At 62.9% G+C, this 16739-nt stretch carries 17 protein-coding genes; 7 read left to right on the plus strand and 10 right to left on the minus strand.

Translation table 11 applies throughout. The features are described 5' to 3' along the window. Window positions 1-50 precede the first annotated feature (50 nt). From prmC to O3299_RS20515, 5 genes are all read right to left on the minus strand, one after another. Complete coding sequence (gene prmC, locus O3299_RS20495; protein WP_305053724.1) at window positions 51-881, minus strand: peptide chain release factor N(5)-glutamine methyltransferase; 831 nt, start codon at window positions 879-881, stop codon at window positions 51-53. Between the two features lie 11 nt (window positions 882-892). Then, a complete protein-coding gene (locus tag O3299_RS20500; protein ID WP_077408913.1) occupies window positions 893-1363 on the minus strand; it encodes a disulfide bond formation protein B in 471 nt (156 codons plus the stop codon). Window positions 1364-1548: 185 nt separating this feature from the next. After that, a complete protein-coding gene (gene prfA, locus O3299_RS20505) occupies window positions 1549-2625 on the minus strand; it encodes a peptide chain release factor 1 (RefSeq protein ID WP_077398497.1) in 1077 nt (358 codons plus the stop codon). 84 nt (window positions 2626-2709) lie between these two features. After that, window positions 2710-3984, minus strand: coding sequence for a glutamyl-tRNA reductase (gene hemA, locus O3299_RS20510; RefSeq protein ID WP_077398499.1), 1275 nt, complete (start codon window positions 3982-3984; stop codon window positions 2710-2712). An 81-nt stretch (window positions 3985-4065) separates the two neighbouring features. Then, a complete protein-coding gene (locus O3299_RS20515; protein WP_099665880.1) occupies window positions 4066-4755 on the minus strand; it encodes a response regulator transcription factor in 690 nt (229 codons plus the stop codon). A 169-nt stretch (window positions 4756-4924) separates the two neighbouring features. Between O3299_RS20515 and O3299_RS20520 the strand changes: the two genes are divergently transcribed. Then, complete coding sequence (locus O3299_RS20520; protein ID WP_251349519.1) at window positions 4925-5428, plus strand: YcjF family protein; 504 nt, start codon at window positions 4925-4927, stop codon at window positions 5426-5428. 3 nt (window positions 5429-5431) lie between these two features. On the opposite strand, the gene minE is transcribed toward O3299_RS20520, so the two are convergent. The 4 genes from minE to metE form a co-directional block, all read right to left on the minus strand. Then, window positions 5432-5683, minus strand: a complete 252-nt coding sequence (gene minE / locus O3299_RS20525; RefSeq protein ID WP_034752886.1) for a cell division topological specificity factor MinE — start codon at window positions 5681-5683, stop codon at window positions 5432-5434. A 1-nt stretch (window position 5684) separates the two neighbouring features. Further along, window positions 5685-6500 carry a septum site-determining protein MinD gene (gene minD / locus O3299_RS20530; protein ID WP_034783730.1) on the minus strand — a complete coding sequence of 272 codons (816 nt, stop codon included), beginning with the start codon at window positions 6498-6500 and terminating at the stop codon, window positions 5685-5687. Between the two features lie 37 nt (window positions 6501-6537). Continuing rightward, window positions 6538-7287, minus strand: coding sequence for a septum site-determining protein MinC (gene minC, locus O3299_RS20535; protein WP_251349518.1), 750 nt, complete (start codon window positions 7285-7287; stop codon window positions 6538-6540). 356 nt (window positions 7288-7643) lie between these two features. Beyond that, the gene (gene metE, locus O3299_RS20540) at window positions 7644-9965 is read right to left on the minus strand and encodes a 5-methyltetrahydropteroyltriglutamate--homocysteine S-methyltransferase (protein ID WP_305063091.1); all 2322 of its coding nucleotides are present in this window, start codon (window positions 9963-9965) and stop codon (window positions 7644-7646) included. A 118-nt stretch (window positions 9966-10083) separates the two neighbouring features. Here metE and O3299_RS20545 point away from each other — a divergent pair, with 118 nt between their 5' ends. From O3299_RS20545 to O3299_RS20565, 5 genes are all read left to right on the plus strand, one after another. Beyond that, window positions 10084-10992: a LysR family transcriptional regulator gene (locus O3299_RS20545; RefSeq protein WP_305053726.1), complete on the plus strand. Its 909-nt coding sequence runs from the start codon at window positions 10084-10086 to the stop codon at window positions 10990-10992. 128 nt (window positions 10993-11120) lie between these two features. Further along, window positions 11121-11606, plus strand: coding sequence for a TIGR01841 family phasin (gene phaP / locus O3299_RS20550; protein ID WP_034783725.1), 486 nt, complete (start codon window positions 11121-11123; stop codon window positions 11604-11606). A gap of 213 nt (window positions 11607-11819) precedes the next feature. Next, window positions 11820-12998, plus strand: a complete 1179-nt coding sequence (locus O3299_RS20555) for an acetyl-CoA C-acetyltransferase (RefSeq protein WP_034783723.1) — start codon at window positions 11820-11822, stop codon at window positions 12996-12998. Window positions 12999-13209: 211 nt separating this feature from the next. After that, a complete protein-coding gene (phbB, locus tag O3299_RS20560; protein WP_035823615.1) occupies window positions 13210-13950 on the plus strand; it encodes an acetoacetyl-CoA reductase in 741 nt (246 codons plus the stop codon). Between the two features lie 117 nt (window positions 13951-14067). Then, on the plus strand, window positions 14068-15492 hold the full coding sequence (locus O3299_RS20565; RefSeq protein ID WP_305063092.1) for a hypothetical protein: 1425 nt from the start codon (window positions 14068-14070) through the stop codon (window positions 15490-15492). Here the strand turns inward: O3299_RS20565 and O3299_RS20570 are convergent. After that, window positions 15429-16049, minus strand: a complete 621-nt coding sequence (locus tag O3299_RS20570) for a LysE family translocator (RefSeq protein ID WP_257218786.1) — start codon at window positions 16047-16049, stop codon at window positions 15429-15431. The genes O3299_RS20565 and O3299_RS20570 overlap by 64 nt on opposite strands. Window positions 16050-16202: 153 nt before the next feature. Between O3299_RS20570 and O3299_RS20575 the strand changes: the two genes are divergently transcribed. Further along, window positions 16203-16685 carry an Lrp/AsnC family transcriptional regulator gene (locus O3299_RS20575; protein ID WP_034752896.1) on the plus strand — a complete coding sequence of 161 codons (483 nt, stop codon included), beginning with the start codon at window positions 16203-16205 and terminating at the stop codon, window positions 16683-16685. The last annotated feature ends 54 nt before the right edge of the window (window positions 16686-16739 follow it).

Raw genomic sequence — 16739 nt, forward strand, 5'->3', positions numbered from 1 at the left:
GCGGGGGATCTGGCGCGCTGCCGGATCAAGCTTTGCGCAGCGAATGGCGGTCAGCCGTGGCGGGCGCCGCTGACCCGTTCGATGCCGGCCAGGTCGCGCCAGCTTTGCACTTTGCTGTAGCCGGCGTCGGCCAGCAAGCCGCGCACGGATGCCGCCTGGTCGTAGCCGTGTTCCATCAGCAGCCAGGCGCCTGACGCCAGGTGGCGCGCGGCGCCGGAGACGATGGTGCGCAGGGCCGACAGGCCGTCCGCGTGGTCGGTCAGCGCGCCGGCCGGCTCGAAGCGCAGATCGCCTTCGGCCAGGTGGCGGTCGCCGCTGGCGATGTAGGGGGGATTCGAGACGATCAGGTCGAACTTTTCCGTGCCCAGCGCCTCAAACCAGTCGCTGGCCATGAAGGTGATATTGACGCCGTTGGCGCTGGCGTTGCGGCGCGCCACGGCCAGCGCCGTGCTGCTCACGTCCAGGGCCGTGACGACGGCGTCGGGCCGCGTATGCGCGAGCGCGACGGCGATGGCGCCGCTGCCCGTGCCCATGTCGAGCACCCGTCCGCCGGGCGGCAGGCGTTCGAGCGCCAGTTCCACCAGCACTTCCGTGTCGGGGCGGGGGATCAGCACGGCGTCGTTCACTTCGAACGGCAGGCCGAAAAACTCGCGCTGGCCGACGATGTAGGCGATCGGCTCGCCCTGCAGGCGGCGCGCCAGCAAGGCTGACAAACGGGCCGCCTCGTCGGAAGTGAGGACTCGCTCCGATTGCGTGATCAGGCTCACGCGCGACAGGCCCAGCGCGTGGCCCAGCAGGATGCGGTTGTCGAGCGGATCGAGCAGGGGACGGATTTGCAGGGCGCCGACAGTGCTGCCGGCGGGGATCAGTGTTTCTGGCATGGTGCTTTCAATTATTTCTGACGGCGCAGCAAGGTCCACAGCAAGGTGAGGGCGAAGATGGCGAACCAGATGAACGCCCATTGCGGGATCGACAGGCCGAAGAATGGCTCACCCGCGTTTTCGCAGGCGCCATACGATTCAAACATGAAGGGCATGAGTTCGGCCGTGAAGACCTTGTTCAGCGCCGTTTCCACCGGGTCGATGCCGCACGAAAAGCCGGGGTTGGCCAGCACGTACAAATGCTTGGCGCCCACGCCCAGGCCGCCCAGGGCCGCCAGCACGCCGACGCCCGCGCCGATCTTCGGCCGGTTGGCCGCCGCGCCGGCCAGGCAGGCGATGCCGATGGCGAGGAACAGGTAGCGCTGGATCACGCACAGCGGGCACGGCGCCATGTTCATGGCATGCTGCAAATACATGGCCACGCCCAGCATCAGGAAACACAGGGCGGCGGTCAACAGGAGGACGGTGCGTGAATTTTTCATGGGCGACACGGTGAGGTGGATGGAATCGAGCTGGTCATTTTCGCACAAGGCCGGATTTTTATTGCTTAGCCGCTACTTAAACCCTTGATTTGACTGGGCGCGTTAAAAAGTGTTCAGGGCAAGGCGCCGCGCCGCAGGCAGTACGAATGTACGGCCAGGCGATGCAACGCCGCCATGGACGCTGTTTAATCGCCCAAGGCTGCCAGCAGCTCCGCCTGGTGCTCTGCCGCCAAGGCATTCGTCAAGTCCGTCAAATCCCCATCCATGATGAAGTCCAGCTTGTACAAGGTCAAATTGATGCGGTGGTCCGTCAGACGGCCTTGCGGGAAATTATACGTGCGGATGCGCTCGCTGCGGTCGCCCGAGCCGATCAGGCTCTTGCGGGTGGCCGCTTCCTTCGACTGCTGTTCGCGCAGCTGCACGTCCTTGATGCGCGCGGCCAGCACTTTCATGGCCTGCGCCTTGTTCTTGTGCTGGCTGCGGTCATCCTGGCATTCCACCACGATGCCGGTCGGCAAGTGGGTGATGCGCACGGCGGAATCCGTTTTATTGATGTGCTGTCCGCCCGCGCCCGAGGCGCGGTAGGTGTCGATGCGCAGGTCGGCCGGGTTGATGTTGACGTCTTCCACTTCGTCCGCTTCCGGCATCACGGCCACCGTGCAGGCCGACGTGTGGATGCGGCCCTGCGTTTCCGTGGCCGGCACGCGCTGCACGCGGTGGCCGCCCGACTCGAATTTCAGTTTCGAATACGCGCCATTGCCGACGATACGCACGATCACTTCGCGGTAGCCGCCCAGGTCGGAGTCGGACGAGGACACGAGTTCCACCTGCCAGCGGTTGCGCTCGGCAAAGCGCGTGTACATGCGCAATAAATCGCCGGCGAACAGGGCCGATTCATCGCCGCCCGTGCCGGCGCGAATTTCCAGGAAGATATTGCGCTCGTCGTTGACATCCTTCGGCAGCAGCATGGTTTGCAATTCGCGTTCCAGCCGCGCCATGGTGGTCTTGGCCGCCTCGATTTCTTCCTGGGCGAATTCCTTCATGTCGGGATCGCCCAGCATCTCTTGCGCTGTCGCAATATCGTTGCCCGCTTCCTGGTAGGAATGGTACAGGGCCACCAGCGGGCCCAGTTCGGCGTGCTCGCGCGTCATCTTGCGGTAGCTGTCCATGTTCGACGTGGCGTCCGGATGCATCAGCAGTTCGTCGAGTTCGACCAGGCGGTTCGCCAGTTGATCGAGTTTGGCCAGCATGGATGGTTTCATAGCGATTCGCGGTAAAAGGTGTAGGGATGATACGGGCCCGGCAGGCGGGCAGGGGCGGCCGCGCGGGCGGCCAGCGGGGCTGCGCTAACGGCGGGGGCGGAACAGTTTCGGCAGCAGGGTGACCAGCTGCTTGCGCTCGTCGCCTTGCGCGTGGTGCAGCGCTTGCTGCGGGCCGTGCAGGAATTTGGCCGTCAAGCCTTTCGACAGCGCTTCCAGGACAGCGTCGATGTCGGCGCCCTTGGCCAGCATCTTGCGCGCCCGTTCCACTTCCATCAGGCGCAAGGATTCGCTGTTTTCATGCAAATGCTGGATGACGGGCACCATGGCGCGGTCGTCGACCCAGCTCATGAACGATTGCACGCGCGTCTCGATGATGGCTTCGGCTTGCGCCACGGCCGCTTGCCGGCTTTCCAGGCCCGTCTGCACGACCTTGCCCAGGTCGTCGACCGTGTACAGGAAGACGTCGTTCAAACGGCCCACTTCCGCTTCGATGTCGCGCGGCACGGCCAGGTCGACCATGAACATGGGTTTGTGGCGGCGCGCCTTGATGGCGCGCTCGACCAGGCCCAGGCCCAGCAGCGGCAACGATGACGCCGTGCACGAGATGACGATGTCGAACTGGTGCAGCTGCTCCGGCAAGTCGGCCAGGCGGATGGCCTTGCCGTTGAAGCGGTGCGCCAGCTCCTCGCCCCGTTCCATGGTGCGGTTGGCAATGGTGATGCTTTTCGGGTTTTGCGCCGCAAAGTGCGTGGCGCACAATTCGATCATTTCGCCGGCGCCGATGAACAGCACGTTCTGCTCGGCGATCTTGTCGAAGATGCGCTGCGACAGGCGCACGGCGGCCGCCGCCATGGACACGCTGTGGGCGCCGATTTCCGTGCTGCTGCGCACTTCCTTGGCGACGGAAAAGCTGCGCTGGAACAACTGGTGCAGATATGTGCCCAGGCCGCCCGCCTCGTCGGCCGTGCGGATGGCGTCCTTGATCTGCCCCAGGATCTGCGTTTCGCCCAGCACCATCGAATCGAGCCCGGAGGCGACGCGGAAGGTGTGGCGCACGGCATCGTGCTGCGGCAACATATATAAGTGGGGGCGCAGCTCGCTGTAGTTGAGCTTGTGATAATCGGCCAGGAAATGCGCGCCCGCGTCGAGCGGATTGGGCACGTGGCTGGCCGCGTACAGCTCGGTGCGGTTGCAGGTCGACAGGATGGCCGCTTCGTCGTTGTCGCGCAAGTCGATGCGCTGGAACCAGGTGCGCGCCGCCATCACCGCCTGGCCCAGGTGCTCAGGCGCAAACGCCAGCTGTTCGCGGAGCGACACTGGGGCGGTGGTATGGTTGAGGCCTACGGCGAGCAGTTGCATTTCAGGGCTGTTGGGATGGCTTATGCCGACATTATAACGCTTTGTGCCCGTGCTTTGAGCAGGTCAGCCGTTTGCCGCCGTTCAGCCGCCCAGTTTTTCCAGGCGATAACCGTAACTGTAGACGGGCACCAGCCTGTAGCCGTGTTCCGGTTTCAGCTGCAGCTTGTTGCGCACGCGCGAGACGTGGGTATCCATGGTGCGCGAAGGCAGGGCCGTGTCGCGCTGCCACACGGCTTCGTGGATGTAGGCGCGCGACAATGGACGGCCCAGGTTGCGGAAAAACAGCAGCGCCAGGGCGAATTCCTTGTGCGTCACGTCGAGCACTTCGCCATCGCGCAGCAGGCGGCCGGGGCGGGTTTCAAACGTGTAATGACCGAATTGCAAGGTTTCGGCGCCATTCTGGGCCGGGTACGCCACGCGCAGCAGCGCCTGGGTGCGCAAGGTCAGTTCGCTGCGCCGCAAGGGCTTGATCATGTAGTCGTCGGCGCCGGCCGTCATGCCCGCCACCACGTCGTCTTCGCCGGAACTGTTGGTCATAAACAACACGGGCGCCTTGGGCGCCAGTTTTTCCCGGGCGCGGCGCAACACTTCGGCACCGTCCAGATCGCTCACATGCCAGTCGAGGATCAGCATGTCGCAACTGTCCTTGCGCAGTTGCCCCAGCATGTCCTTGGCACTCTGAAACTCGTGGCAAGCGTGGCCGGCGGCGGTGAGCACCTGGCAGATCAGTTCTGCCTGGCTATGGTCGCTATCGAGTACGGCAATTCGCATAATGGGCTGGAGTGTGTAGCAACAAACAGACGGTCCGCTCTGCTTATCGTAATGTTAAGGAATGCTCAAGTGAAATATAACAGAGATTGCAACTGTGTCCAGTGAAATCGGCAGCGCAGGCCTTTACGTTACACTTGTTCATCTACCCATCACTCGCGGAGAAACGGCCATGGCAGACAAGAGCACCACCGATTGGACCCTGATACCGGCCAGCCGCGCGGACATCGAGCAAGTGCGCGAACGGTGCCGGCGCCTGGTGCAGCGGCGTGCCATGATGTCGGCGGGCGCCTCGGCCATTCCCATTCCCGGCATCGACCTGATGTCCGATGTAGGCCTGTTTTCCATGCTGATCAACGATATCAACCACGAATTCGGCCTCACGCCCGAGCAGATCGAGCGCCTGAACCCGCAGTTCAAGATGATGGCCTACCGCGCGGCGGTGGGCATGGGCGGCATGCTGGTGGGAAAGTTGGTGTCGCGCGAACTGATCCTCCAGCTGCTCAAGCGCAGTGGCGTCAAGATTGCCACCAAGCAGGTGGCGCGCTTCGTGCCGTTTGCCGGCCAGGCGGTGGCGGCAGCCATCGGCTACGCCGTATTCCGCCAGATCGGCAACCAGCACGTGAACGCCTGCGCCGCGGTGGCGCAGGAATTGCTTACGGTCAGGCCGGATTAGGCCTTACGCGTCCGGCAGCACCACGTTGACGTCGAGTACTTCCAGGTTGCCCTGGCGGTCCAGCGAAATCTTGATGTCGTCGGCATTGACCTTGGTGTACTTGGAAATGACGGCGATCAATTCCTTGTGCAGGGCGGGCAGGAAGTCCGGACCATCGCGTCCGCTGCGTTCGCGGGCGATGATGATCTGCAGGCGTTCCTTGGCCGCGGTGGCCGTCTTCGGCTTGGGGGGGAACAGGAAAGAAAGCAAGGCCATATCACTTCGCCCCAAAAATGCGCTGGAGTAATCCAGGCTTTTCATAGTTGGTAAAGCGCAACTCGACATCTTCGCCGAGGAAACGCGAAACCACGTCTTCATAGGCTTGCGCCACGTCCGTGCCCGTGAAATGGATGGCCGGGTTGCCCTGGTTCGAGGCGGCCAGCACTTGTTCCGATTCCGGAATGATACCCACCAGCGGGATGCGCAGGATTTCCTGCACGTCCTGGTAGGACAGCATTTCATCCGATTCCACGCGTTTCGGCGAGTAACGGGTGATCAGCAAATGTTCCTTGACGGGCTCGCCGCCCGTCTGCGCGCGGCGCGACTTGGCTTGCAGGATGCCCAGGATGCGGTCCGAATCGCGCACCGACGACACTTCCGGGTTGGTGACGATGATGGCTTCGTCGGCAAACGTCAGCGCCATCAGCGCGCCATGCTCGATGCCGGCCGGCGAATCGCAGATGATGAATTCGAAGCCCATGTTGATCAGGTCGTTCAACACGCGTTCCACGCCTTCTTCCGACAAGGCATCCTTGTCGCGCGTTTGCGAGGCTGGCAGGATGAACAGGTTGTCGCAGTGCTTGTCCTTGATCAAGGCCTGGTTCAGGGTTGCTTCCTTGTTGATCACATTGATCAGGTCGTAGACGACGCGGCGCTCGCAACCCATGATCAGGTCGAGGTTACGCAGGCCCACGTCGAAGTCGAGCACGGCTGTCTTGTGGCCGCGCATGGCCAGGCCAGTGGAAAAACTGGCGCTAGAGGTCGTCTTGCCGACACCGCCCTTGCCGGACGTCACAACAATAATTCTTGCCACAAATAATCCTTTTCAGATATCTCTTGAATTGTGCAGCTTAAGAGCGGTTCACGGGAGTGACCGGATTGACAGAGTGTATATCGATTCTGTCTCCAGCCAAACGAATTTGCGCGGGTCCGCGCGCCATTTCTGGGGGGAAACCATCTTCGAACGTGCGGTACACGCCGGCGATCGAGACCAGTTCCGGTTCCATGGCCAGCGCGAAGATGCGCGCCTGGGCATTGCCCGAGGCGCCAGCCAGCGCGCGGCCGTACAGCGAGGAATATACGTGGATGCTGCCGTCGGCGATGATTTCGGCGCCATTGTTGACGACGGCGGTGATGATCAGGTCGCAGCCGCGCGCATAGATGCGCTGGCCGGCGCGCACGGGCGTGTCGATCACCATCACCTGGGCGTCGGCGCCCGACTGGGCGGCGGCAGTGGGGGTATCCTTGGGACCATCCTTGGGCGGCGCATCGTCGCGCGTCTTGCCGCTGTCGAGGCTCAAGCCTTGCGCCAGGATGGCGTCATGCATGTCGGCCGGCGCATTGCGCACGGCCACGGCATTCAAACGGTATTTTTTCAGCAGGGCCACGAGGGCGGCCCAGTCGATGGGCACGCTGCCGGGCGGCAAGGCCGCCACGTCCAGCACGGCCAGGTCGTCCTCGAAAAAGTCCGCCACGCCTCCCGTCATGTCGCGCAAGGCGGCATCGAGTGCCTGCGTATCGGCGCTATGCAGAATGGCGGAGACGGCAACGACGGTGGAAATCTTGATTTCGATAGGCTTCTGCGACGGGCTTTTGGACATAAACATTTATCAAAGTGAAACTGCGGCAGGCCAGATGTTCCGTACGGCAACAATGGGAGCAGTAAATTTCTTGCATTCTACTGCAAAAAAATCGGCATCAGGGGCCTGGCGCGTGCTATTCCGCAGGGCAACACCTACTTCATGTCAAAAAAAACGGACGGCGCCCCGGAAAACCGGTGCGCCACCCTGAAAGCAGCCGAGAATGCGGCTTGAGTCCGCCTATCAAAACCTGCTGCGCGTCGTAATTTGCGCTCTGCGATGCTCACTGTACCTTCGTACAGTTGCGCTTCTCAACCACAACTTTCTTCCGCTCGCTACGGTTTTGTCAGGCCTTGCATGATCTTGTCATATTTTCATCACGCCGCGCGCATCTGCCGTGCCGCCGCCACCATGTTTTGCAAGGCCGCCTCCGTTTCCGCCCAGCCCCGCGTCTTCAAGCCGCAGTCCGGGTTGACCCATAAATGCGCCGGAGGAATGACGGCGCTGGCCTTTTGCAGCAATGTCACCATGTCGAGGGTCGAGGGGATGCGCGGCGAGTGGATGTCGTACACGCCGGGGCCGATTTCGTTCGGATACTGGAACTGGCCAAAGCCCGCCAGCAGCGCCATGTCCGAGCGGCTCGTCTCTATCGTGATGACGTCGGCATCCATGGCGGCGATCTGCGGCAGGATGTCGTTGAACTGCGCATAGCACATGTGGGTGTGGATCTGCGTCGTGTCGCCAACGACGCAGGCGGCGATGCGGAAGGCGCGCGTGGCCCAGTCCAGGTAGGCGTCCCACTGGCCGCGGCGCAGCGGCAAGCCTTCGCGCAGGGCCGGCTCGTCGATCTGGATGATGCCGATGCCGGCCCCTTCCAGGTCGGCTACTTCGTCGCGCATGGCCAGGGCGATCTGCAGCGCCGTGGCGGCGCGCGGCTGGTCGTCGCGCACGAACGACCATTGCAATATCGTCACCGGACCCGTCAGCATGCCTTTCATCGGTTTATCGGTCAGGCTTTGCGCGTGCACCGTCCAGGCCACCGTCATGGCGGCCGGGCGCTGCACGTCGCCGTAGATGACGGGCGGCTTGACGCAGCGCGAGCCGTACGATTGCACCCAGCCGTGGCGCGTGAAGACAAAACCGTCCAATTGTTCGCCGAAGTATTCGACCATGTCGTTGCGTTCCGCTTCGCCATGCACGAGCACGTCCAGGCCCAGCGCTTCCTGGCGCCCCACGGCGTGGGCGATTTCGGCGCGCATCTGCCGTTCATACTCGGCGCTCGCCAGTTCGCCCCGCTTGTGGCTGGCGCGGGCGGCGCGGATGGCCGGCGTCTGCGGGAAGGAACCGATGGTCGTCGTGGGGAAATCGGGCAGTTGCAAACGCGCGCGCTGCATGGCCTGGCGCTGCGGGAAGCTGGAATCGCGGCGGTCGATGGTGGGCGTGAGCGCTTGCAGGCGCTGCGCCACTTGCGGGCGGTGCACGCGGGGACTGGCACGGCGGCCGGCGATAGCCAGGCGAGACGCGGCCAGCGCGGCATCATCGGGACGGCCTGCGAGCGCGCCCTTGAGGACGGCGATTTCGGACAGTTTTTCCGTGGCGAACGCCAGCCAGGTCTTGATTTCGCTATCGAGCTCCGTCTCGGCCGCCAGGCTGAACGGCACGTGCAGCAGGGAGCACGACGGCGCCAGCCACAGGTGGCCGTTGCGTTTGGCCGCCAGCGGCTGCAGCACGGCCAGGGCAGCGTCGAGGTCGGTGCGCCAGATATTGCGCCCGTCGACGATACCGACCGACAAGACTTTATGCGCGGGCAGCCAGTCCGTCACGCTGATCAATTCATGCGGCGCGCGGATGCCGTCCACGTGCAGGCCGGCCACGGGCAGGCGGCACGTCAGGCTGAGGTTTTCTTCCAGCGGCGAGAAATACGTGGCCAGCAGGATATTCACGCCCACCTGGTTCAACTGCCAATACGTGCTTTCGAAGGCGCTGCGCCACGCATTGGGCAAGTCCAGGCCCAGGATCGGTTCGTCGAGCTGCACCCACGTCACGCCTTGCCGCTTCAGGCGGTCGAGCAGGGCGCCGTAGACGGGCAGCAATTGTTCCAGCAGGGCCAGGCGGTCGAAGCTTGACTTGCCGGGCGTCTTTTCCTTGCCCAGCCAGAGGAAGGTGAGGGGGCCGATCAGGGCCGCCTTGACCGGGTGGCCCAGCGCCTGCGCCTCGGCCACTTCCGCCAGCAGGCGCTCGCAAGCGAGCGAAAAGCGGGTGTGGGGCGACAGTTCGGGCACCAGGTAATGGTAATTGGTGTCAAACCACTTGGTCATTTCCAGCGCGGCAGTGCCTGCGGCGTGTGCATGGTGCGCGTGGCCGCAGCCGGCATGGGCGGCGTGCGTGTCTGCGCCGCGCGCCATGGTGAAATAGCGCGCCAGCGGCGATTGCTCTGGCGCAAAGTGGAAACGGGCCGGTTCGCAGCCCAATAGCTGGATATGGTTGGCGACCTGGTCGTAAAAGGCGAAGTCGCCCACGGTGACGTAATCGAGGCCGGCGTCGCGCTGCTGGGCCCAGTGGCGCGCGCGCAGTTGCCGGCCCGTCGCTTCCAAGTCCGCCTCGGACAGCTCGCCACGCCAGTGGCTTTCCAGCGCCAGTTTCAGTTCGCGCGCGGCGCCGATACGGGGAAAGCCAAGGACGTGGGTACGAATGGTCATGATGTCATCGAGATTTAATGTGAATGCGCTAGAGTGTGCGGCAACTTGATCTATAATCAAAACGAAACATTTTGCCGAATAACATGAAAATAATTCACGCACAGAATCCATTTCTCCGATGCTAGAAATCCGTCACCTGCGCACCTTGAGTGCCCTGCGTTCGTCCGGCAGCCTGGTGCGCGCTGCGCAGCTGCTCAACCTGACCCAGTCGGCCCTGTCGCATCAGATCCGTTTGCTCGAAGAGCGCTACAAGGCGCCATTGTTCGAGCGCAAGTCGATGCCGATCGCGTTTACGGCCACGGGCAGCCGGCTCTTGGCCCTGGCCGACAAGCTGCTGCCCGAGATCGAACTGGCCGAGCGCGACGTGGCGCGCCTGTCGCAGGGCGACAAGGGGCAGTTGCGCGTGGCGCTCGAATGCCATACCTGTTTCGATTGGCTCATGCCCGTGATGGATGCGTTTCGCCAGCGCTGGCCGGAAGTGGAAATCGACCTGGTCTCCGGCTTTCACAGCGAACCGGCGGACTTGCTGCGCTCGGGCGAGGCGGACCTGGTGATCGGTTCGCCATATGGCCCCGATTTCACCGTGTTTCCCCTGTTCCGCTTTGAAATGCTGGTGGTGATGGCGCAGAAGCACCGGCTGCAGGCGCAGCGCCGGCTGGTGGCGGCCGACTTTACGGGTGAAACATTAATTACCTATCCCGTGCCGGAAGAGCGTATCGACCTGATCCGCGAAGTGCTGCGCCCCGCCGGCATCGCGTTTGAACGCCGCACGGCGGAATTGACGGTCGCCGTGCTGCAACTGGTGGCGAGCCGGCGCGGCATTGCCGCCTTGCCGAACTGGGCCATCAAGAATTACGTCGATTACGATTATGTGGTGGCGCGCCCGGTGGGCGAGCACGGCTTGTGGAGCGACCTGTATGTCTCCGTGCCTGATCATCTGCAGGACAAGGCGTATGTGCGTGATTTCGTCAGCGTGATACGCGAGCAGTGCGCAGCCTCGCTGGACGGTATCAAGTTGTTGTCCTGATCAACGTTGAGTTGGAAACAAACCAACAGCAAAGCTTGATAAATATCAAGGTTCAGCAATGAACCACCGCTTACAGTTGAGTACTGTGCGGCGCAACATGCACCGCCATCAAATTGGAGAGGAACACTATGTTTTCATTTTCCGAGCAATGGGCACTGGCCGGCAAGGCCCTGGTGGAAGCACAATTGATCAGCGCGCAAGCGTATGCCCAGGCCGCTGTCGACAGCGGCGCCAGCGTGCTGGACTTGCAGATCGATGCGGCCCGCGCGGCGCTGGCCGCCGCTACGGTGGCAGGCAATCAGCTGCTGTCCGTGAAGGATCCGCAAGCGCTGCTGGAACTGTCGCGCACGCAGTCGCAACTGGCCATCGAACGCATCGGTGCATATGGCCGCCAGGCAAAGGATGTTGCCCAAGAAACCCAAGAGAAATTCGACACTGTGACAAAGGGTGAGTTTGCTGCATCGCGTCAAAAATTTGGCGAGCTGGTGCAGGTGGTAAAGCAAACGCCTGTGCCCCTGATTATTCCCTTCAATAATTTTCTAAAAACCACTTTCGGCGGCGCCGATGAAGGGTATGATAAAAATAAAAATACGCGTCCTGCTCGCCAGGCGTAAGCGTGTTGCGGCCCGGCAGCGGCTATCCGCCGCGCCAGGCCGCCCGCCGCCACCGCAAGCAGGCTGTCATCGCCGCCGCCTGCGGTGCGGCGCTGGAACTGCGGCGCGTGCCGCGCTAGAATGAAACGCAGCTTGCTGTGTCTTCCCGGATACTCATTGGATTGTATTAACACCTTGACCTTGGCCCTCGTGGCCTGCTTATCGGAGAAATAAATGGATGATGTCGTAATCGTGGCCGCCGGCCGTACCGCAGTCGGCAAATTCGGTGGCAGTCTGGCCAAGATTCCTGCGTCCGAACTGGGCGCGCATGTAATCAAGGGCTTGCTGGCACAAACCGGCATCGACCCGAACCTGATCGGGGAAGCGATCCTGGGCCAGGTGCTGACGGCTGCCGTCGGCCAGAACGCCGCGCGCCAGGCCGTCATCAAGGCCGGCCTGCCGAGCAGCATCCCGGCATTCACCATCAACAAGGTATGCGGCAGCGGCTTGAAGGCCACGCACCTGGCGGCGCAAGCGATCAAGTGCGGCGACGCCAACATCATCATCGCCGGCGGCCAGGAAAACATGAGCGCTTCGCCGCACGCGATGAACGGCTCGCGCGACGGTTTCCGTATGGGCGACTTCAAGATGATCGACACCATGATCGTCGACGGCCTGTGGGACGTGTACAACCAGTACCACATGGGCATCACGGCGGAAAACGTCGCCAAGAAATACGAAGTGACGCGCGCCGAGCAGGATGAATTCGCGCTGCAGTCGCAACTGAAAGCGGAAGCTGCGCAAAAAGCGGGCAAGTTCAAGGATGAAATCCTGCCGCTGGAAATCGCCAATAAAAAAGGCACGGTCGTCTTCGATAGCGACGAATACATCAAGCCCGGTTCGACCCTGGAATCGCTGGCTGGCCTGCGCCCCGCGTTCGCCAAGGATGGCACCGTCACGGCCGGCAACGCGTCCGGCCTGAACGATGGCGCCGCCGCCGTGATCATGATGTCGGCCTCGCAAGCGAAAGAACTGGGCTTGAAGCCGCTGGCGCGCATCAAGGCCTACGCTTCGTCGGGTCTGGACCCGGCCGTCATGGGCATGGGCCCCGTCTCCGCATCGCGCCTGTGCCTGAAAAAAGCCGGCTGGACGCATGAAGAACTGGACTTGATGGAAATCAACGAAGCGTTTGCCGCGCAAGCGATTGCCGTCAACAAGGAAATGGGCTGGGATACCAGCAAGATCAACGTGAACGGCGGCGCGATTGCCATCGGCCACCCGATCGGCGCGTCCGGCGCGCGCATCCTGGTCACCCTGATCCACGAAATGATACGCCGCGACGCCAAGAAAGGCCTGGCCGCACTGTGCATCGGCGGCGGCATGGGCGTCGCCCTGGCCATCGAGCGCGACTAAGTAGCTGGCACCGCACCCAAGCTACTGCGCGGCGTGCTTTGCGGCCTGCGATGCTCACCGTGCTAGAGCACGGTTGCGCTTCTTAGCCACAAATCATCGCCGCTCGCTACGCTTGGGTGCGATGCGGTACGCCGCTGTCATGCGGCGGTTTTGGGCTGCTTTATTTAAATAATTAACTTTTTAGCAACAGAACGACACTGAGGGGATGAAAATGGCAAGAGTTGCATTGGTAACTGGTGGCATGGGTGGTCTGGGCGAAGCGGTGTGTTTCAAGCTGGCGGCGCTCGGCTATCGCGTGGTGACCACATATTCCCCAGGCAATCCGAAGGTCGCGGAATGGCTGGCGACGACCAAGGACATGGGCTACGACTTCAAGGCGTATCCGTGCGACGTGGCCGACTACGATTCGGCGGCGGCCTGCGTGGCGGCCGTGGAAGCGGAAATCGGTCCTGTCGACGTGCTGGTGAATAACGCCGGCATCACGCGCGACATGACGTTCAAGAAGATGGACAAGCCGAACTGGGACGCCGTGATGGGCACCAACCTCGATTCCGTCTTCAACATGACCAAGCCGGTCTGCGATGGCATGGTGGAACGCGGCTGGGGCCGCATCATCAATATCTCGTCCGTGAATGGCCAGAAGGGCGCCTTCGGCCAGACCAACTATTCGGCCGCGAAAGCCGGCATGCATGGTTTCACCAAGTCGCTGGCGCTGGAAGTGGCGCGCAAGAACGTCACCGTCAACACCATCTCGCCAGGCTACATCGGCACCAAGATGGTCATGGCGATTCCGCAGGAAGTGCTCGACAGCAAAATCATCCCGCAAATTCCGATGGCGCGCCTGGGCAAGCCGGAAGAAGTGGCCGGCCTGGTCGCTTACCTGGCTTCCGATGAAGCAGCCTTCGTCACGGGCGCCAATATCTCGATCAACGGCGGCCAGCACATGTCGTAATCGTTGTTGAGGTAAAACAAAAAGACAGCTGCGGCTGTCTTTTTTTATGCTTGCAAGCAAAACAAGGGAATCGCCGGATTTGCCTTAAAATCAGTATTTCTCCACTGCATCATCTCCATGACCCTAGTTCCCGCCTTGCGCCGCGCCAGCGTGGCCGCCATCCTTTTCCTCGGCGCCAGCGCGGTCCAGGCCAGCGTCGCGTTCCACGTCACGGTGGTGACCGAACGTGTCGTCAAACCCGGCGTGAAAACCAGCCTGCCCGCGCGCGCGACGCAGGAAAGCGATGTCGTGCTGGGCCCCCATTACCTGAGCGTGCGCGATGGCATGAGCTTGTCCATGTTCGATTTTGCCACGCGCCGCCGCTACCTCATCGATACGGCGGCGGGAACCTATGACGGTTATTCGCTGTTCGACGCCGTCGGTTTTCGCGCCATCGAGTTGCGCCACCGGCAGGGCATCGCCAGCATCTTGCAGGCCGGCAAGCTGGAACAGCATGCGACCTTGCCCGTGTATGAAGAGCAGGCTTTATCGGTGCAGGCGGCCAGGCGGCGCGGCGCGCTGACCCCCCAAGTGCTCGACGGCGCCGTGCTGTGGTCGCTCGACGGGCAGCCCCTGCTGCGCCTGGGGATAGCAGGCAGCCCTGTCAGCGGCGCCGATGCGACGGCGTTTGCCCAGTTCCTGCGCTATACCTGGGGCGGCCACCCGCTGGTGCTGAAGATGCTGGCCGATGGCAAGCGCATTCCCGCCGACTTTACCTTGCATTACCAGGAGGTGGGCGGCACGGCCACGCGCCATTTCCGCATCGGCGCCATGACGGCGGGGGCGCCCGCCACGTATTCCCTGGACGCTTACCGGCCACGCCCGCTGGCGGCTGACGCGTCGCCGCTCGAGCGCGTGCTGGCGCAGGCGGCGCTGTTGCCGCCGCTGAGCCCGCAGGCGCATCCGGCGTTGCGCACCGAGGCGGAGCGCCTGTTTGCGGCAGAAAAACCCTTCGAGGCTTTCTTGACCTTGCTGGAAGACCATTTTTCCACGGGCGCGCTGGTGGACAAACTGACGCCCCAGCAGCAGCGGGCCATGCAGGAGTGCCAGCCCATCCACGACTTGACGCGCGCGCTGCTGGCCAAGGATAAAGAGGGCGTCGCGGCCGCGCTGGCCGCCGTGCAGGAAGCCAGGACGCAAACGGGGATGCAGCAGCCCGTCCTGGCCCTGTTCGAAGGCAATTTGCGCGCCAAGCTGGGCCAATGGCCGGAAGCGACGGCCCTGTATCTGCAAGTGTTGCAAGCCAAGCCGCACATGGCGGCCGTGTACCAGGACCTGGGCGACGCCTTGCTGGCGCAATTCGATGCGCCGAATGCCTGGCGCAGCTGGGATGCGGGCCGGGCCATGGCGCCAGGTCTGCGGCAATTTCGCAAGGTCAACGACTTTGAGCGCAGCCTGCTGGCCGATTACCCGGCCTTCTTCACGGATGCGATGGCCGATCAGCCCAGCACCAGCCGCCCGGCCAGCAGCACGAACACGGCAGGCAGCACGAACTTGCCGTAAGGCGAAGGCTTGCCGCGCAGGCGGCGCGCCAGGCGCGCGGCCAGCACGGCGTACAGGGCGTCGAACAGCAGGCCCACCAGCACCAGGACGGCGCCCAGGCGCAGGTATTGCATGCCGACCTGCTCGCTGCCGACGACGAATTGCGGCAGGAACATGCTGCAAAACAGCAGTGCCTTCGGATTGAGCAGATTCGTCAGGAAGCCGCGCACCAGGCTGGCGCGGGCGCCATGCGCCGTGGCGGGAGCGGCCGCTTCCTGTGCCGTTTTGCTTGACAGGGCCGACTGCAGCAGGCGCAGCGCCAGGTACAGCAGGTAGGCGGCGCCCGCCCATTTGACCCATTGCAAGGCTTGCGGATGCGTCACCATCAGCGCCGCCAGGCCCGCGCCCGACAGCGCCACGTGGACGGCGCGCGCGCCGGCGATGCCCACGGCCGTCACCAGCGCCGCGGCCACGCCGCGCGCCGCGCCCGTCGCCAGCACCAGCGCCATGTCGGGGCCCGGTAATAAAAAGGCGCCGGCCAGTGCCAGCAGGTACATCAGGAAGGTAGAATCGGACATGGCTCGGTCGAAAAGAAAAGCGGGAGCATGCACACGGTGCGGCCTGCTCGCCGGGTCCCATTATGTTCTTGCAGCGATGAAATGTGCTTGCTTTTCCTGCCCTGCATGCCCTAGTATTCGGGTAGATTCCACTCGTATAAAAACAAAAAATAGATGAAAATTTCAGAAGTTAGCCTCGACGCCACCGATTTGCAGATACTCAGGCTGTTGCAGGATGAAGGACGGCTGTCGAATGCGCGCCTGGCCGAGCGCTTGAAACTGAGCGAAACCCCCGTCTGGCGCCGCTTGCGCCGCCTGGAAGAGGAAGGTTTCATTACCGGCTACCAGGCTTTGCTTAACCGCAAGAAGCTGGGCATCGGCCTGGTGGCGTTCGTGCGGGTCGTGTTTGCCAACCATGGCGGCGAACAGCCGTCGCAGTTCGAGCAGGCGATCGCGACGATTCCCGAGATCTTGTCGTGCCACAATGTGGCGGGTGAAGCCGATTATTTCCTGCAAGTGGTGGCGCGCGACCTGGAAGCGTATGGCGAATTCGTCTCGACCGTGCTGCGCCGCCTGCCCGGCGTGGCGGAAATCCAGTCCAGCTTGTCGATGCGCGAAATCAAGTCGTCGAACCGCCTGCCCTTGCTGCTGGCCTGAGGCGCCGGCGGCGCACTATAATTGGAACAGTTGCCAGGACTCGTGCCTGGCGCC

Source organism: Janthinobacterium sp. SUN176 (assembly GCF_030587335.1).
GTDB classification, from domain to species: Bacteria; Pseudomonadota; Gammaproteobacteria; order Burkholderiales; family Burkholderiaceae_D; genus Janthinobacterium; species Janthinobacterium kumbetense.

Excerpts from the sequence above, each read along its gene's own strand:
- hemA (WP_077398499.1), bottom strand. The coding sequence starts at position 3,984 with ATGCAACTGCTCGCCGTAGGCCTCAACCATACCACCGCCCCAGTGTCG.
- phbB (WP_035823615.1), top strand. The coding sequence starts at position 13,210 with ATGGCAAGAGTTGCATTGGTAACTGGTGGCATGGGTGGTCTGGGCGAA.
- O3299_RS20555 (WP_034783723.1), top strand. The coding sequence starts at position 11,820 with ATGGATGATGTCGTAATCGTGGCCGCCGGCCGTACCGCAGTCGGCAAA.
- O3299_RS20515 (WP_099665880.1), bottom strand. The coding sequence starts at position 4,755 with ATGCGAATTGCCGTACTCGATAGCGACCATAGCCAGGCAGAACTGATC.
- O3299_RS20575 (WP_034752896.1), top strand. The coding sequence starts at position 16,203 with ATGAAAATTTCAGAAGTTAGCCTCGACGCCACCGATTTGCAGATACTC.
- O3299_RS20500 (WP_077408913.1), bottom strand. The coding sequence starts at position 1,363 with ATGAAAAATTCACGCACCGTCCTCCTGTTGACCGCCGCCCTGTGTTTC.
- minE (WP_034752886.1), bottom strand. The coding sequence starts at position 5,683 with ATGGCCTTGCTTTCTTTCCTGTTCCCCCCCAAGCCGAAGACGGCCACC.
- minC (WP_251349518.1), bottom strand. The coding sequence starts at position 7,287 with ATGTCCAAAAGCCCGTCGCAGAAGCCTATCGAAATCAAGATTTCCACC.
- prmC (WP_305053724.1), bottom strand. The coding sequence starts at position 881 with ATGCCAGAAACACTGATCCCCGCCGGCAGCACTGTCGGCGCCCTGCAA.
- O3299_RS20565 (WP_305063092.1), top strand. The coding sequence starts at position 14,068 with ATGACCCTAGTTCCCGCCTTGCGCCGCGCCAGCGTGGCCGCCATCCTT.
- O3299_RS20545 (WP_305053726.1), top strand. The coding sequence starts at position 10,084 with ATGCTAGAAATCCGTCACCTGCGCACCTTGAGTGCCCTGCGTTCGTCC.
- metE (WP_305063091.1), bottom strand. The coding sequence starts at position 9,965 with ATGACCATTCGTACCCACGTCCTTGGCTTTCCCCGTATCGGCGCCGCG.
- prfA (WP_077398497.1), bottom strand. The coding sequence starts at position 2,625 with ATGAAACCATCCATGCTGGCCAAACTCGATCAACTGGCGAACCGCCTG.
- phaP (WP_034783725.1), top strand. The coding sequence starts at position 11,121 with ATGTTTTCATTTTCCGAGCAATGGGCACTGGCCGGCAAGGCCCTGGTG.
- O3299_RS20570 (WP_257218786.1), bottom strand. The coding sequence starts at position 16,049 with ATGTCCGATTCTACCTTCCTGATGTACCTGCTGGCACTGGCCGGCGCC.
- O3299_RS20520 (WP_251349519.1), top strand. The coding sequence starts at position 4,925 with ATGGCAGACAAGAGCACCACCGATTGGACCCTGATACCGGCCAGCCGC.